At 28.9% G+C, this 15,758-nt stretch carries 14 protein-coding genes; 10 read left to right on the plus strand and 4 right to left on the minus strand.

The window, feature by feature from the left end; all coding sequences use genetic code 11:
- Positions 1–229 precede the first annotated feature (229 nt).
- From CHL78_RS03545 to panF, 3 genes are read left to right on the plus strand one after another with little or no spacing between them, the layout of a single operon-like run.
- Positions 230–1,429 (plus strand): alanyl-tRNA editing protein, encoded by a 1,200-nt coding sequence (locus tag CHL78_RS03545; RefSeq protein ID WP_094367248.1) that lies wholly within the window; start codon positions 230–232, stop codon positions 1,427–1,429.
- Positions 1,430–1,475: 46 nt separating this feature from the next.
- On the plus strand, positions 1,476–1,805 hold the full coding sequence (locus CHL78_RS03550) for a YhdT family protein (RefSeq protein WP_094367249.1): 330 nt from the start codon (positions 1,476–1,478) through the stop codon (positions 1,803–1,805).
- On the plus strand, positions 1,805–3,307 hold the full coding sequence (gene panF / locus CHL78_RS03555; protein ID WP_116041204.1) for a sodium/pantothenate symporter: 1,503 nt from the start codon (positions 1,805–1,807) through the stop codon (positions 3,305–3,307). Before CHL78_RS03550 ends, panF begins: the two co-directional genes overlap by 1 nt.
- Before the next feature lie 110 nt (positions 3,308–3,417).
- Here panF and CHL78_RS03560 read toward each other — a convergent pair whose 3' ends face one another.
- Positions 3,418–3,759 (minus strand): DUF6483 family protein, encoded by a 342-nt coding sequence (locus tag CHL78_RS03560; protein WP_094366856.1) that lies wholly within the window; start codon positions 3,757–3,759, stop codon positions 3,418–3,420.
- A 164-nt stretch (positions 3,760–3,923) separates the two neighbouring features.
- Between CHL78_RS03560 and CHL78_RS03565 the strand changes: the two genes are divergently transcribed.
- Both CHL78_RS03565 and CHL78_RS03570 read left to right on the plus strand, forming a co-directional pair.
- Positions 3,924–4,895 (plus strand): P1 family peptidase, encoded by a 972-nt coding sequence (locus CHL78_RS03565; protein WP_094366857.1) that lies wholly within the window; start codon positions 3,924–3,926, stop codon positions 4,893–4,895.
- A gap of 151 nt (positions 4,896–5,046) precedes the next feature.
- Positions 5,047–6,102 carry an XRE family transcriptional regulator gene (locus tag CHL78_RS03570; protein ID WP_094366858.1) on the plus strand — a complete coding sequence of 352 codons (1,056 nt, stop codon included), beginning with the start codon at positions 5,047–5,049 and terminating at the stop codon, positions 6,100–6,102.
- Between the two features lie 166 nt (positions 6,103–6,268).
- Here CHL78_RS03570 and CHL78_RS03575 read toward each other — a convergent pair whose 3' ends face one another.
- Together CHL78_RS03575 and CHL78_RS03580 are read right to left on the minus strand one after the other, a co-directional pair.
- Positions 6,269–7,945, minus strand: a complete 1,677-nt coding sequence (locus CHL78_RS03575; RefSeq protein WP_094366859.1) for a carbon starvation CstA family protein — start codon at positions 7,943–7,945, stop codon at positions 6,269–6,271.
- The gene (locus CHL78_RS03580; protein WP_158540626.1) at positions 7,942–8,349 is read right to left on the minus strand and encodes a hypothetical protein; all 408 of its coding nucleotides are present in this window, start codon (positions 8,347–8,349) and stop codon (positions 7,942–7,944) included. Before CHL78_RS03580 ends, CHL78_RS03575 begins: the two co-directional genes overlap by 4 nt.
- Positions 8,350–8,809: 460 nt before the next feature.
- Between CHL78_RS03580 and CHL78_RS03585 the strand changes: the two genes are divergently transcribed.
- The 3 genes from CHL78_RS03585 to CHL78_RS03595 all read left to right on the plus strand — a co-directional run bounded on the left by CHL78_RS03585 (position 8,810) and on the right by CHL78_RS03595 (position 11,331).
- A complete protein-coding gene (locus CHL78_RS03585) occupies positions 8,810–9,490 on the plus strand; it encodes a nuclease-related domain-containing protein (RefSeq protein WP_094366861.1) in 681 nt (226 codons plus the stop codon).
- Positions 9,491–9,614: 124 nt separating this feature from the next.
- The gene (msrA, locus tag CHL78_RS03590) at positions 9,615–10,538 is read left to right on the plus strand and encodes a peptide-methionine (S)-S-oxide reductase MsrA (protein ID WP_094366862.1); all 924 of its coding nucleotides are present in this window, start codon (positions 9,615–9,617) and stop codon (positions 10,536–10,538) included.
- A gap of 550 nt (positions 10,539–11,088) precedes the next feature.
- Positions 11,089–11,331, plus strand: coding sequence for a hypothetical protein (locus CHL78_RS03595; protein WP_094366863.1), 243 nt, complete (start codon positions 11,089–11,091; stop codon positions 11,329–11,331).
- A gap of 62 nt (positions 11,332–11,393) precedes the next feature.
- Here the strand turns inward: CHL78_RS03595 and CHL78_RS03600 are convergent, their stop codons facing one another.
- Positions 11,394–12,257: a YitT family protein gene (locus CHL78_RS03600; RefSeq protein WP_094366864.1), complete on the minus strand. Its 864-nt coding sequence runs from the start codon at positions 12,255–12,257 to the stop codon at positions 11,394–11,396.
- A 158-nt stretch (positions 12,258–12,415) separates the two neighbouring features.
- On the opposite strand from CHL78_RS03600, the gene CHL78_RS03605 reads away from it, so the two are divergent.
- The gene (locus CHL78_RS03605; protein WP_094366865.1) at positions 12,416–13,810 is read left to right on the plus strand and encodes an MATE family efflux transporter; all 1,395 of its coding nucleotides are present in this window, start codon (positions 12,416–12,418) and stop codon (positions 13,808–13,810) included.
- A gap of 197 nt (positions 13,811–14,007) precedes the next feature.
- Positions 14,008–15,756 (plus strand): DNA polymerase domain-containing protein, encoded by a 1,749-nt coding sequence (locus CHL78_RS03610; RefSeq protein WP_243446360.1) that lies wholly within the window; start codon positions 14,008–14,010, stop codon positions 15,754–15,756.
- The last annotated feature ends 2 nt before the right edge of the window (positions 15,757–15,758 follow it).

The raw sequence follows: 15,758 nt of genomic DNA on the forward strand, positions 1-15,758 counted from the left end.
ATCACCTTCTTAGTTTGTATATAAAATTACAGTCCATATTAAATTATAGTCTATATTAAAAAAAATTACACACAATATTTTTAGTACAGAGGTTTTCTGATAAAATAGATATTGGCAAATTTTATAGTATAATATATAAATAAATAAAATTTATATATTATATAATGACGAATAAAGATGAGTTTGTTACTATAATAATGTTTATAATAAGAGAATTGGAGAATTAAATATGGAAAAATTATATTACAAAGATCAGTATTTAAAAAATTTTACTGCTGAGATTATTGAAATAAAAGAGGTAGGAGATAAATTTCACATTTTGTTAGATAAAACAGCTTTTTTCCCAGGAGGCGGAGGGCAATTTTGTGATTTGGGAAGTATTGGAGAACATAAAGTAATCGATGTATATGAGGAAAATGGGAAAATATATCATGTACTAAATAAAAAACCAATAAAAATACACAAGGTAAAATGTGAAATTGATTGGGATAGAAGAGAAGATGGTATGCATCAACACTTTGGACAACATGTACTTTCAGGTTGTTTTTATAAGACATTTAATGCTAATACTGTAGGATTTCATCTAGGGAAAGATATTAGTACAGTTGATATTAATGGATATTTAACTGAAGAACAAATAAGAGAAGTAGAAGTTATTGCTAATGAAATAATAAGAGAGAATATTGAAGTAGAGACGCTTACACCATCAAAAAAGGATCTGAAAAAAATATGGATTAGAAGAGATTTACCAAACACAGATGAAGAGATAAGAATAGTTAAAATAGGAGATTTAGATGCTAATGCTTGCTGTGGAGTACATCCAAAATCAACGGCAGATCTTAGAATTATAAAGATTAGAAGATGGGAAAAAAGTAGAAAGGCTACTAGAATAGAATTTTTAGCTGGAAAAAGAGCAGTAGATGAAGTACTTAGAAGAGATGTATATTTAACTAAAATTTGTAGATTCTTAAAATGTAGTGAGGAAGAATCTTTAAATGGCATATCTAACTTAAACGAAAAGTTAGAAGAATCTCTAAAACAAAAAAGAAAACTAGAAGAGGTAGTAGCAAATTATGAAGTAAAAGAAATGATAGAAAAATCAAAAAAAGTAGGAAATATATCTATAATTAAGAAGATATATGAAGATGAAGATTTAAAATTAATAAATAAAATCGCAACAAAAATTAGTGAAAATGATAATACTATATCATTAATGGCATTGAAGTCAAGTGATAAGGTCAATTTAGTTTTTGCTTCCTCAGATAACTTAAAAGATATTAGTATGAACACAATATTAAAGGATAGTATAACACTTCTTGATGGAAGAGGTGGGGGAAGCAACCATTTAGCACAAGGTGGCGGAAAAAATAATGGAAATATAGACTCAGCTATAGATTATGCAATTATGAAAATAGAGAAGATGCTATAAAATTTAATAGTGATTAGATAAACAATATATAAGGAGACTTGCTCAGATGGACAATAATAAGAATTCAGATACATACGAAATTATAGAAGATCCTAGATATAAGCAGTGTAATAAAGAAGCACTTATGGGATTGGGACTTGGAATAATAAATCTTGTATGGTGGTTTGGATGGGGATATGGATTAGGGAGTAAGCCAGTAAGTGAATATACTTATATCTTAGGTTTTCCAGCATGGTTTTTCATGAGTTGCATAGTTGGAGGAGTGCTATTCTCAATATTGACAGTAATAATGATAAACAAATTCTTTAAAAATATGCCACTTGGACCTTTGTCTAAAGAGGAAGTAGAAGAGTATAGAAAGGACAGCAGTAGATAATGAGAAATATTGACTATGGAGTATTAATTCCAATAATTATATATTTTATAGCTGTATTTGCAGTAGGATTTTATTCAATGAAATTTGTAAATAAAGCTAGAAATTCTAAAAATAGCGAAAATGGATTTATGGATGAGTACATGACAGGAGGCAGAGGTCTTGGAGGTTTTGTACTAGCAATGACTTTAGTTACTACATACTTAAGTGCAGGTAGTTTTATAGGAGGACCAGGGACTGCCTACACTCAAGGTTTGGGATGGGTATTTTTAGCTATGGCACAGATGCCAACAGGATATTTTACCTTAGCAGTACTTGGGAAAAAATTTGCTATAATAGCTAGAAAAATAAATGCAGTAACAATAACAGATTTTTTAAGAGCTAGATACAAATCTAATGTAGTGGTTATATTAACATCTGTTTCTATCGTGGCATTTTTTATAGCTGCTATGGCTGCTCAATGGGTAGGTGCAGCTAGACTTTTGCAAGGTGCAGTAGGTTTAGACTACAATATAGCACTTACAGCATTTGGTGTTACAGTTATAGTGCATACCGTAATTGGAGGATTTAGAGCGGTTACTTTATCAGATACTATACAGGGTGTAATTATGACAATAGCGACTATTACTATTTTTATAGGGGCAGTAGTTGCTGGTGGTGGAGTTGAAACAATAGTTCAAAATATGGCTGCAGTGAACCCAGGTATGATTACTCCATTTGGTGTTAATGAAGGCAATATGACAATACTTTGGGTAACATCATTTTGGATATTAGTTGGATTTGCGGTAGTTGGTATTCCGTCGGTATCTCAAAGAGCAATGAGTTACAAGGATACAAAGAGTTTACATCAAGGTATTAAGTATGGAACAATAGTATCAATGATACTTCTATTAGGAATGCATTTAGTAGGTGCATTTGGTGTTACACTAGTAAGTGGTATAGATTCAGGAGACTTGGTTATCCCAACACTTACTACACAACTATTCCCATCAGCAATAGCAGGTATACTTTTGGCTGGTCCTTTAGCATCTATAATGTCTACAGTTGATTCTCAGCTATTAGTTGCATCTGGGGCAATAGTAAATGACTTATATATAAACTATATAAAGCCTAATATAAAAAATGATTCTAAAAAAACTGGAAAGATAAGTATATTAGCTACTGCATTAATTGGAATTGCAATATATCTAGTTGCATTTAATCCACCAGAGTTAATTGTTTGGCTAAATTTATATGCTAATGCAGGTATTATAGCTACTTTTTTATGGCCGATAATTTTAGGTCTGTACTGGAAAAGAGCAAATGCAGAAGGTGCAATAGCTGCAATAGTTTCAGGCATAGGAAGTTATATATTATTCAGTAATATTTGGTCAAGACCTTTTGGGACTCATACAATAGTACTACCTCTTTTAATATCTTTAATATTATTTATTATAGTGTCCAAATTAACTAAGAGGCCAGATAAAGAAACGATAGAGACTTTCTGGGGAGTGTATACTAAATAATACATTATAATAATTTACTATAAATTAAATTTGTATGTGAAATTAAAAAAGCTATAAGAATATACTTAGGATGTATATTTTTATAGCTTTTTTATATAAATTATTTGCACCTACAATAATTTCTTAATATCTTCAATTCCTTCATATATCTCTTCTTTAGAAAAGTTAAGAGATGATAGTTCATCATCAGATTTATCTAGTAGCATACTGTAAAAATCTATAACTACACCGGATATATTCTTATAGTTACTGTTTTTTACAGCATCAAATAAAATATTCTCTGCCTCATTTATCTTGCCTTCAATTATAAGTCTTGTTAAGGAAATAAGTAGAATACTTTCTTCATTATTGTACTCTATAACCATATCTTCATACTCAGGGAATTTTTTACCAAGTAGTAACTTGGCAACAATCCTTTTTAATTCATCGGTTATTTGTTGTATAATATCCATTTTATCCTCCTAAAAAGCTATGAATAGTTGTATTACTGATATTAAAGTTCACAATATAATAAGATATATTATACTCTTATTTATTATAAAATGGTAAAATAAATATTATACAAACTTTAAAATAATAGTGATTTATTTACATAATCAAATTGCAGGAGGAAGTTATGAAAGAAATAAAGTTTACGGATATAAGTGGAATAAAGCTAGGGCATATGCAAGATGTTGAAGCTGGTACAGGGTGTAGTGTTGTTATTTGTGAAAATGGTGCTACGGCTGGAGTAGATGTAAGAGGTGGATCTCCAGCAACGAGAGAAACAGACTTATTAAATCCAGTAAATATGATTAATCAAATACATGCAGTAGTATTATCAGGAGGAAGCGCATTTGGTCTTGACTCTTGCAGTGGAGTGATGAAATATTTAGAAGAAAATAATATAGGGTTTGATGTAAAAGTAACTAAGGTTCCTATTGTATGTGGAGCATGTCTGTTTGATTTAGTAGTAGGTAAACACGATGTAAGGCCTAATCTAGAGATGGGATATGAAGCATGTGAAAATGCAAACAACATAGACTGTCCTAATGGTAATGTAGGGGCAGGTTGTGGAGCTGCTGTTGGTAAGTACAATGGAATATCAAATGCAATGAAGGGTGGACTTGGAACATATGCGGTTCAAGTAGGAGAACTTCAAGTTGGTGCTATTGTAGCTGTAAATTGTTTAGGTGATGTTGTAGACCCGGATGAAAATACAAAAATTATAGCTGGTATGATAGACAATGAAAGTAATACGTTTATTGATACGGAAAAATCTATGGTAAACAACTATTATGATAAGACAAATCTATTTTCAGGTAATACAACAATAGGTATAGTAGTAACCAATGCAAAATTTGATAAGTCAGAAATTACTAAAATAGCATCTATGACTCATAATGGATTTGGTAGAACCATGAGACCAGCACACTCTATATATGATGGTGACACTATTTTTTCTTTATCAACAGGTGAAGTAGAGGCAGACTTAAGTGTGGTTGGATTATTATCAGCAAGAGTTATGGAAAGAGCAGTTATAAATGCAGTTAAATCTGCAGAATCTGCATATGGCTTAAAGTCATACAAAGAAGTACATAACAAATAGCTTTAATTGACTATAGTGAATAATTATGTTATTATATCAAAATAATAATTTAGAAAAAGCTCTGAGTATCAAAGATATCCAGAGCTTATTTAATGCCAGAGGACATTATAAAACGCTGGTATGTAAATGATCAGAAAGTGAGACGACAAGTATGAGAAATAATAAGGTATTCAACGGAAAAAGATTAAAAATAGCGAGGTCTTATAGAGGTAAGACTGTAGATATACTAGCTAAAGATATAAATGTAAATAGAAAAGATATATTAGCATTTGAAGATAATAAATATAGACCAACACCAGAAAACGCTATAAAAATATCAAAAGCACTTAACTTCCCAAAGGAATATTTCTTTGAGAATGAAGGTACAAGAGTTATAGTTGAAGGTAGTCACTTCAATCCTCAATCAGTACTACCTAGAGTAGAAGAAATATCTTTTAGAGAAAAGATTATAATGATTCATAGAATTCACTCATATTTAAATAGATATGTATCATTACCAGAGTTAATATTACCAAAGAAGATGAATAGAAACTCATCAGTAGAAGAACTTGCTACGACATTAAGAAACTTCTGGGAGTTAGGCAATGGACCTATAGAAAACTTAGTTGAAGCTGTGGAATCTAATGGGATAATAGTATCTGCTATGAATGTAGATAAAAAATTTGCTACACCACTTACTCAAAAGCAAAGTATAAATAAGGTATCTACTTATTTAGTTTGTTTAGGAAATGATGAAAATTGTGCACCAGTAAGAAATAATGATTTGGCTTATGAGCTTGGATTTATAATAAGTAATGAGTTAGGATTATCAGCAAAGAAATTTTCAAAGGATGAATTTGCAGCATCATTCTTACTTCCAAGAGAAGAGTTTACAAAAGATTTAAATAATACAGATAGCTTAGAAGATTATTTGTCTTTAAAGAAAAAATGGAAGGTTCCAGTTTCTACTATGTTATTTAGAGCTTATCAATTAGGTAATTTAAGTTATAAGAGATATAATTATCTAATGAATGAAATGCAAAAGCAAGGATGGTTAAAGAAAGAGCCGTTAGATGACACTATAAAAGCAAATAATCCAGAGATACTAAAAAGCGCAGTAAATCTAATGATAAATGAAAATATTATGAGCAAAACTGATTTAGTTGAAAACTTAAATGAAGTTGATGTAATGCTTTATAAAGAAGATATAGACTTATTAATTGGGTAAATATTTAGATTAATACTCAGATGAGATATAAGAGATTAGGATATTAGTAGATAATATTCTAATCTTTTTTTATAATGAATTTGTTATGATAAAACTATAAAATTAAAAACGGATTGCAATATTATTAATTAACATCACAACCCATTTATATATTATTTTACACTAATTATTCATTTTTATTTTTTTCAGTATCTGAGGTAGATTCTGGAGTAAGTCCTCCAACACCAGTATTTTTAATTATTTTTATTGCTTCAAAAATTAGAATGGCAGCAAGCACTAATAAGACAGCAGCTATTATAACTAAAGCATAATTTACTCCAATATTTGCTTTTATATTTAATATTAAAGAGAACATAGTAACAATAAACATAAATACTATTGGGATAACAAGTTCTTTGAAACTTTTCTTAGATTTAGCCAACCATAAAGCTATTGCAAGAAGAGCTATTGCAGCGAGCAATTGGTTTGCAGAACCAAATATTGGCCATATTTTCTGATAGCCCATAACAGCTAATAAGCCAGAAACTACAACTGTTAACGCAGTTGATACATACATGTTTGTAAGTGGATTCTTTGATGTAGTTTTTTGAGATTTAGTATCATTAGCTTTACTTGATTTACCATCAAAAAACTCTTGAAATATAAATCTTGCAAGTCTAGTAGAAGTATCTAAAGAAGTAAGCGCAAATGCTGATATTGCAAGAGATGTGAATGTTTTACCAATATTAAAAGGTATGCCAAATGATAGCATAAAGTTTGCAATACCTTCAGAGAATACATTAACGGGACCACCATTAGATAAAAGATTGTTGAAATCTCCATTAGATATATACGCAACAGTTATAAGTGCAACTATAGCAAGTAAGCCTTCTACAAGCATTGATCCATAACCTATTTTTTTAGCATCACTTTCTTTATACAGTTGCTTAGCAGAAGTACCAGAACCAACTAATGAGTGGAAACCAGATATTGCACCACAAGCAACTGTTACAAATAAAACTGGGAATAAATATTGACCATTTACTGTAAATCCAGTAAATCCATCCATTTGAATTTCAGGTCTAAGTACAGTTATACCTATCAAAGCACCTGCCATCATAGCATATAATAAATATGAGTTCAAATAATCTCTTGGTTGAAGTAGTATCCATACAGGTGTTACAGAAGCAATAAAGATATAAAGTAAAAGTAATACTATCCAAACATTCTTAGATAAAACTATTGGGAATAAAAATCCAACATATATACAAATAAACAATAGTATTACACCAACAATTGTAGCTATTGATAGAGGACATTTAAATCTATATACAGCAATACCAAAACAAATAGCTAGAATTATAAATAATATGGAGGCAGTACCAGCAGCAGGAGTACTTACAAAGCTATCTGCAACAATATTTGAAAATGCGGCAACTACGAGTATTAAAGTAAGCCAAGCAAATAGAGAGAATAGTTTTTTACCTTTGTTTCCCATATTAGCTTCAATTATTTCGCCTATAGATTTTCCATCATGTCTAATTGATGCAAATAAAGAACCAAAGTCTTGAACTCCACCGAAGAATATACTACCTATTAATATCCATAAGGTTACAGGTATCCACCCAAATATAGCTGCTTGAACAGGACCCATTATAGGACCAGCCCCAGCAATTGAAGCAAAATGATGTCCCATAAGTATTGGAGCTTTTGATGGTACATAGTCCACGCCATCATATTTTGTATGAGCGGGTGTTTTTCTTGAGTCATCAACACCCCATTTTTTTGCAAGGTATCCGCCATAAAGCACATAAGCAACTGCTAAGATAATGGCACTACCTATCAATAATGTAAAAGTATTCATGATAATAAAACCTCCTTATAAAATTTTATTGCGTCTTTAGTGTCTTTGTTGTAGAAAAATTCATGAGTATTACTATTGAAAAGAATAATTCTAAAATTAGAATATCCTCTAAGACCGAAGCTGTAGCTTTTACGCTTATTATATCTTTTTATATAATTAATCAAATCTGCATCTATTTCTTGTGCTGATAAGAACATTGTAATATAAGTTGACATGTGATTTTCATCTGGCTTTACAAAATTATTTAATGCAAAATTTGAAAATGGAAGAATAAATTCACTGAAATGATTTTTTGATAGACTTTCAAAACTTTTGACAAATACGTATTCATTGTTATCATAAGACCATATTACATTTTTTTTGCTGAGAAAGAATCTTGAATTAGATAATACAAATTCCCCCATAAAATCAAAGGAATAATTACTAGTTATGTAATTATCATAAATATTAAAGTGAGAATTCATTCTATCTCTAAGAGCATTACTGACATTAAGATAGCAATTTTCACTTGTATAAGTAGTAAAAATAATAACACCCCCATTAATATATAGTAGAGTACATTTAAAAAAAGAATATCTTTGAACAAAGTGTAGTTCAAAGCAATGTAATTCTCAATAACAAAAAACAAAATAATATAAAAAAATTATGTTTATAAGAAGTTTATGTATCTGATATTATCTTAATAATATCAATGAATTTTATTTTTTATGAATAGTAATATTATAAAAAATTGAAAAAGATAATGTACTTTAGTAAAATTTTAAAAATATAACTTAGAAATATAATATAGTTATAAGATTATGATTATATGACAATAATCGTTAGTATAAATTATATATTTTAAAGGCAAGGGGTATCTAGAATATGAAAATTGTATTTTTGCTTATATTAATAACAATATTTACTTTAATAACTATGATTATATGTATGTACATCTTTAGTAAAGATTATAGAAATACTTCAGGTATAAAATTTATTGATATTATAAATAATAAATGGGTATTTGGAGAGTACCTAATATATAAAGATTTAACAAAAACGGAGGGATACTTTAAGATTATTACAAATTTGTACATTCCAAGTTATGACGATAAAACTACAGAGGTTGATATGGTTCTTATTAATAAATATGGAGTATTTGTAATAGAATCTAAGGACTACAGTGGATCTATTTATGGTATAGGAAATAATAAGTATTGGACACAAATATTAGGAGATAAAGTACGAAATAGATTCTATAGTCCGATATATCAAAATAAAAGTCATATTATACATATGCTAAAAATTATAGAGGATATCAGTATTAATGACGTATTTTCGATAATTGTTTTTAGTGAGAGATGTAAATTAAAAGTAACAAATATAAAAAGCGCTTATATTAAAGTAATAAAAAGAAACCAATTGATTGATACAATAGATGCTATTTCAAATAGTTGTATGGATGTGCTTAGTGAGGAAGATATAGAGAATATATACATCAAGCTAAGTAAATATACAAAGTGCAACAGCAAATACAAAGAATATAACATTAACAGAATAGAATAAAAAAAGGAAATAGAAATATTTGATTTATAAATAATTTCATATAATAAACGATTACAAAGTTATGGATTAGATACAGTATATTGAGGGAATAAATAAAATAAAAATCCATGAGGAGTTGGTGTATATGAAAAAAATAGCAACCTTTGCAGGTGGATGCTTTTGGTGTATGGTAAAGCCTTTTGATAAATACAATGGAGTAGAGAAGGTAGTTTCGGGATATACTGGAGGGTATAAAGAGAATCCTACTTATGAAGAAGTATGTACTGATACAACTGGGCATATTGAAGCAATTCAAATTACATATGATGATGAAAATATAAGTTACAATAAGCTGCTTAATATATTCTGGAAGGTAATTGATCCTACTGATGAAGGTGGACAATTTCATGATAGGGGACATAAGTATAAAACAGCAATTTTTTACCATGATGAAAAACAAAGAGAATTAGCGTTAAAATCTAAAGAGGATTTAGAAAAAAGTAAAGAGTTTGATAGCACTATATCTACATTAATAATACCTGCAGTCAAGTTCTATGAGGCTGAAGAATATCATCAAGACTATTATAAAAAAAATCCTGAACACTACAATAGATACTTTAAAGGCTCAGGTAGATTTGATTATATAAAAAGAAGATGGGCTAAAGAACATCTAAGTCCAATACAATATGAGGTAACACAAAATAATATGACAGAGCCAGCATTTAATAATGAATTTTATGATCATAAAGAAGAAGGTATATATGTAGATATAGTAAGCGGGGAGGTGCTATTCTCATCTAAGGATAAATTTGATTCTGGATGTGGATGGCCTAGCTTCTCAAAATCAGTGAATAAAGATTCGATAATTGGATATCAAGATAATTCTCATGGAATGCAAAGAGTTGAAGTTAGAAGCAAAGAAGGAGATTCTCATTTAGGTCATGTATTTGATGATGGACCAAAGGAGCTTGGAGGAATTAGATTTTGTATAAACTCTGCAGCACTAAAATTTATTCCAAAAGATAAAATGGAAGAGCGAGGGTATGTGGAGTATCTAAATAAACTATAAAGATAAAAGAATGTATTTAAAATAATTTTAAATACATTCTTTTTGACTTAAAAATAAAATTAATATAAAAAATAAGAGGAAATCTAAATAAAAAGAAGAATTCTATTACAACGTAAGATAACAAACATTTAAATATTATAGAAAATGAAGCATATAAAGGGAAGCAAAGGCATAAGTCTAGATAGTGATTAATTATAACTCTAAATATAGGTACAATATAAAAATATTGCAATAAAAGAATAACTATTAGAAAAGTTGATGACAATATATATATAATGGAATATAATACTTAAAAATAATTATATATAATCTTAAAAGATTCATATTAGAATTAACGTATTTTTATAAAAATATAGTGTAACTTTTATGAGATAATAAGATATAATAAATTATACTGTATACTATATGCAAAGTTTGTGATAATTGTGGTAAGTTTCAATTCAAAGTGGGATATATTAAAAATATATAAAATTTTAAATAGGTAAAGTGGAATTAAGTAAAATTTATAGAATTATATAGAACAGAAAGGAAAGGGAATAGAGATATAATTATGAAGGTATGTAGTGAAGAAAGTATAGCTATTGAAGTTGAAAGTATAATTACAGATGTAGATGAATTAGTTTGGAGAATATGTAACCATTTTAAAAAACAAAGAACTGATTGTAAAGTAATAAACAAGGGGTATATGCCGAAGGTTGAAGTAGATGGTAGAAGGTATAATGGAATACAGAAAAGTAGTATAAAAGCTCTAATGAGAGAAAGTATTATAGAACTTGTACCCTGTAAAGAATAAATAAGTACAAATTTATATAAAACCAAAAGCCTTCAAATCTGAAGGCTTTTATATTATTACTATTATTCAATATTGATAGGTTTAAAACCATTTCCAAATACATCATGAACAGTAGTTATTACAATAAAGGCAGATGGATCAACTGTATGAACTAATCTTATTAGTGAAGTTTCTTCTCGTTTAGAAACAACAATAAAGATAATGTCTTTTCCTAAATTAGAATACCCACCACGACCCTCTAAGAAAGTAATTCCACGACCTAGCTCATTCATTATATTTTTACTCAAATCCTCTGGGGTATCACTAATGATTAGAGCCGCTTTTGAAAAATCAAATCCTTCTACTATAACATCTGAGACTTTTACAGTTATATATAAAGAAGCTGTTGCGTAGAGTGCAGTTTCTATATTTCTAGTTACAAATCCAGCAAGTATAATAACTATACCATCTATGATAAACATGAATGTGGAAATACTAATAAATGGGAAGATTTTATTAAGTATAAGACAGGCTAGTTCAGTACCACCAGTAGATGCATTTATTCTAAATAGTAATCCAAGGCTAATACCAACTACAATTCCTCCTGCAATCGCAGAAAGTAATATATCTTCTGTAACCAGCATATGAGTCAATGGTTCAGTTAAACCGAGAAATAGTGTTAGAAACAATATACCCTCAAGAGTTTTAAATGAGTTCTTCTTGCCAAGTATTTTAAATCCAAATACCAATAATGGAATATTAAATAATAGGTTTATAATCCATAGCTTAACAGAAAAAATTTTGTTTAATACTATAGCAAGACCTGTTAAACCACCAGATGCAATAGTATAAGGTTCTAGAAAAGTATTAAGTCCAACAGCCATTATAAAGCAACCTAAAATTAAAATTAACATATCCGATATATATGTAAATTTATTTCTCAACATGTTAATGCTCCTTTAAAAAAATTTAAGTTTATAGCTTATTATTTCCTACTATTTTAAATTTACTCATTGCCTTATTTTTATTTTGGGTATTTAAAAACATATACAATTTTATATTCATAAGCTATTATAATAAAGGAGTTAATTATTTAGGAGGTAAAATGAAAAACAGAATAGATTTAACACAAGGAAAGATAACAGAAAAGTTAATTAAACTATCTCTACCTATTATGGGAACATCATTTATACAAATGGCATATAACATGATTGATATGATGTGGGTTGGTAAATTAGGTAGTAATGCTGTAGCATCCGTTGGAACGGCAGGATTTTACCCATGGCTAGCAATGGCATTTATAATGTTTTCTAAGGTGGGAGGAGAAATAAAAGTAGCGCAAAGTATAGGCGAAAATAACTTAAAATCTACCAAGTCTTATATAAAATCAGCAATAGAAATAAATATAATATTGGCATTTTTATATACATTAACTTTATTAATATTCAACAAGCAATTAATAGGTTTATTTAATTTAGGGGATATTGAAGTAATAGAAAATTCTAAGCAATACTTAATTATTATGGCATTTGGAATGGTATTTTATTTTATAAACCCAGTATTTACAGCAATATTCAATGGACTAGGTAATAGCAAAACTCCTTTTAAAATTAATACAATAGGATTGATTAGTAATATTATATTAGATCCACTATTAATATTTGGTATAGGCCCTATACCAGGTCTTGGAGTAGCCGGAGCTGCAATTGCAACTGTAGCAGCACAGATAGTCGTTTTTCTTTGTTTCTTAATAATAATATTTAAAAGTAAAGAGGCATATTTTAAGATCAAGCTATTTAAAAATATTGAGATGCAGTATTATAAGGTGTTATACAAACTAGGTCTTCCTGTAGCAGTACAAAGTGGAATGTTTACAGTATTTTCAATGGTACTTGGAGTTATAGTCGCTTCATTTGGGCCAGTGGCTGTTGCAGTTCAGAAGGTTGGATCTCAAATAGAGGCAATTTCGTGGATGAGTGCTGAAGGATTAGCTGTAGCACTAGGAAGCTTTGTTGGTCAGAACTATGGGGCTAAAAAATATGATAGAATAAATAAAGGATGTAAGATAGCACTAATAGTTTCGTTGATATGGGGAACTTTTACGACATTAGTTCTAATCTTCTTAGGGAAGCCAATATTCAGTATGTTTATAAATGAAAATGATGCAATAATTAAAGGCGCTATTTATCTTGAAATACTAGGATTCTCTCAGTTATTTATGTGTCTAGAAATAATAACAGCAGGAGCATTTAGAGGTCTTGGAAGAACTTTTATACCATCAGTTATTATTACAGTCTTTACTGGTATGAGATTACCATTAGCTTACTTAATATCAAAGCCGGAAATTTTAGGGTTAAATGGAGTATGGTGGAGTATTACTTTATCAAGTGTTGTAAAAGGAGTACTAATGATTATTATATTTGTATTCTTACTAAAAACAAAAAAACTTTACAATACCTCTGAAGAAAAGATAGAGAATAAACAAAGTGTTTTAAATTAAATTTTAGCTTGTAGACTAATTAGTTTACAAGCTAATTTATTTTACAAAAAATAAAATAAATAGTTAATTTTGATAAAATTTAGTTTATATATTTTAAATAAATTAAAGAATGGGGTAAAGTATATAATATAACAAACGGATGAAAGGATGTGAGCTTTAATAATAGTTGTATATTATGCTGTTATTAGATATAAATTATGAAAAAAAGATTAATTATTATAGATTTTGAAGTACTCTCTAAAGCTAATTTTTGGATGTGTTGTATGAAGGATGTAAAAAGTGGGCTTGAACACACAATCGTAAATGACAGAGAGGAATTTTTAAGAGTATTTAGTAAAAATAAAAATAGTGTATGGTTAGGATACAATATAAGAGGATATGATCAATGGATTATGAAGGCTATTTTATCAAATATAAACCCGTGTATGGTATCTGATAAAATGATAAAAGAAAAATTGCCTGGAGGACGAGTGGATAGAAGACTATATAGTCAGGAATTAATTTTCTTTGAACTAGGGGATGGGTTTAAAAGTCTTAAAGAACTTGAATTATATATGGGCGAAAGTATAGTTGAAAGTAGTATATCATTTGATATGGAAACTTATCCTACAGAAGATCAGATACAAGAACTTACAAGATATTGTTTACATGATGTTAGAATGACTCTAAAAGTATTTAATCAAGTTAAGCATGAATATGAAGCTCAGGAAGGATTAATAGAGCTTTTTAACTTAGAACAAAATCAATTTAATAAGTCAAAGGCTCAATTGAGTAGCTTTATTTTAGGTGCTAAAAGACCAAATTATGAGAGAAATGATGAATTTGACTTTGAAATTATAAAAACTTTAGATATTAGTAAATACAAGTTTATAGAAGATTGGTATAAAGATATAGATAACAGAAACTACAAAAAGAGCCTAAAAACAAATGTTTATAATGTGGAAACTGACTTTGGATGGGGAGGGTTACATTCTGCAAGGAAAAAATATATGGCAGAAGACTTTATAGTAAATAGCGACGTAAGCTCATTTTATCCATCGATTATAATAAATTATAATTTATTGAGTAGAAATGTAAAGAATCCTGAAAAATACAAGCAGATAAGAGATAGAAGGATGGAGCTTAAAAAAGGCAAGGATCCTAAAGAATATCCATTAAAAATAGTTTTAAACTCAACTTTTGGTGCAAGTAAAGATAGAAATAATGACTTATATGATCCTCAGATTGCAAATGGAATTTGTGTCAATGGGCAGTTGTTGTTATTAGACCTTATAGAAAAAGTTGAATTGACATTTGGAGAAACAGCTCAGTTTATTCAAGGAAATACAGATGGTGTTATGTTTAAGTTTCAGAGTAAAGAAGATGTTAATAAGTACTTAGAGCTTTGTAGAAAATGGTGCGAAAGAACTTATATGGAACTAGATCATGATATGATAAAAAAGGTAATTCAAAAGGATGTTAATAATTATATATTCATACAAGAAGATGGAAGGGTGAAGAGTAAGGGTGCTTATGTGAAGAAACTAAGCTTATTAGATAATGATTTGCCGATAGTAAACAAAGCATTGAAAGAATATCTTATAAATGGAGTAGAGATTGAAGAAACAATACAAAATGCAAATAAACTTATAGATTTTCAAAAATGTGTTAAGGTAACAGGGGTATATAAGTACGCTCTATATGGAAATGAAAAAATAGGTCTAAAAATACTTAGAGTATTTGCTAGCAAAAATGCAAGTGATCCTTGTGTAATGAAGGTAAAAGATGATTTCAAAAATCCAGAGAAGATTGCTAACACACCAGAACGAGCATTTATAATAAATGAAAATATAGTGGATAAGAATGCTTCCGAGAAATTAGATAAAACATGGTACATAAATTTAGCTAAGAAGAGGTTAGACGATTTTATAGAGGTTCAAGGAGCAACATTATTTGATTTTTTATAGTA

The sequence above is a fragment of the Romboutsia weinsteinii genome, from assembly GCF_002250835.2.
Taxonomy (GTDB): Bacteria; Bacillota; Clostridia; order Peptostreptococcales; family Peptostreptococcaceae; genus Romboutsia_A; species Romboutsia_A weinsteinii.

Excerpts from the sequence above, each read along its gene's own strand:
- CHL78_RS03545 (WP_094367248.1), top strand. The coding sequence starts at position 230 with ATGGAAAAATTATATTACAAAGATCAGTATTTAAAAAATTTTACTGCT.
- CHL78_RS03550 (WP_094367249.1), top strand. The coding sequence starts at position 1,476 with ATGGACAATAATAAGAATTCAGATACATACGAAATTATAGAAGATCCT.
- panF (WP_116041204.1), top strand. The coding sequence starts at position 1,805 with ATGAGAAATATTGACTATGGAGTATTAATTCCAATAATTATATATTTT.
- CHL78_RS03560 (WP_094366856.1), bottom strand. The coding sequence starts at position 3,759 with ATGGATATTATACAACAAATAACCGATGAATTAAAAAGGATTGTTGCC.
- CHL78_RS03565 (WP_094366857.1), top strand. The coding sequence starts at position 3,924 with ATGAAAGAAATAAAGTTTACGGATATAAGTGGAATAAAGCTAGGGCAT.
- CHL78_RS03570 (WP_094366858.1), top strand. The coding sequence starts at position 5,047 with ATGAGAAATAATAAGGTATTCAACGGAAAAAGATTAAAAATAGCGAGG.
- CHL78_RS03575 (WP_094366859.1), bottom strand. The coding sequence starts at position 7,945 with ATGAATACTTTTACATTATTGATAGGTAGTGCCATTATCTTAGCAGTT.
- CHL78_RS03580 (WP_158540626.1), bottom strand. The coding sequence starts at position 8,349 with ATGGGGGAATTTGTATTATCTAATTCAAGATTCTTTCTCAGCAAAAAA.
- CHL78_RS03585 (WP_094366861.1), top strand. The coding sequence starts at position 8,810 with ATGAAAATTGTATTTTTGCTTATATTAATAACAATATTTACTTTAATA.
- msrA (WP_094366862.1), top strand. The coding sequence starts at position 9,615 with ATGAAAAAAATAGCAACCTTTGCAGGTGGATGCTTTTGGTGTATGGTA.
- CHL78_RS03595 (WP_094366863.1), top strand. The coding sequence starts at position 11,089 with ATGAAGGTATGTAGTGAAGAAAGTATAGCTATTGAAGTTGAAAGTATA.
- CHL78_RS03600 (WP_094366864.1), bottom strand. The coding sequence starts at position 12,257 with ATGTTGAGAAATAAATTTACATATATATCGGATATGTTAATTTTAATT.
- CHL78_RS03605 (WP_094366865.1), top strand. The coding sequence starts at position 12,416 with ATGAAAAACAGAATAGATTTAACACAAGGAAAGATAACAGAAAAGTTA.
- CHL78_RS03610 (WP_243446360.1), top strand. The coding sequence starts at position 14,008 with ATGAAAAAAAGATTAATTATTATAGATTTTGAAGTACTCTCTAAAGCT.